A 380-nucleotide genomic window follows, 5' to 3' on the forward strand; every position below is an offset into this window, starting at 1 on the left:
CGACGCGCGCGGCGCGCACACCGTGCTCGAGGTGCCGCTGTCGTCGGAGGAGAAATCGGGGCTGGCCGCTTCCGCGGCCACCCTGCACGACGTGCAGTCGTCCCTCGGCCTGTGACGGCCCTGTACCGGAGAACTCAGCGCTGCCGGACGACCGGCGGGTCGTAGGCCCGGATGGGCGGCAGCTCACCGTGGAACCGCTCGACGTCGACGAGCACGTGCTGTCCCGTGCATCCGTGGGACAGTGACGACGTCCCGACGTCGGGGGTGAGCACGTTCGCGTTCCCGTGCACGCACATCGACCCCGGATCGGACGGGTCCAGCGGGTCGTACCACGCACCCGTCGCGAGCTGGACGACGCTCGGGAGCAGTCCGTCGTCCAC

1 pseudogene is annotated in these 380 nt (G+C 71.3%); it reads right to left on the reverse strand.

The window, feature by feature from the left end:
• Positions 1 to 134: 134 nt before the first annotated feature.
• Positions 135 to 380: pseudogene (locus R1101_RS0125535) on the reverse strand (molybdopterin oxidoreductase); the annotation flags it as partial.

The sequence above is a fragment of the Rhodococcus sp. R1101 genome, assembly GCF_000278445.1.
Taxonomy (GTDB): domain Bacteria; phylum Actinomycetota; class Actinomycetes; order Mycobacteriales; family Mycobacteriaceae; genus Rhodococcus; species Rhodococcus gordoniae.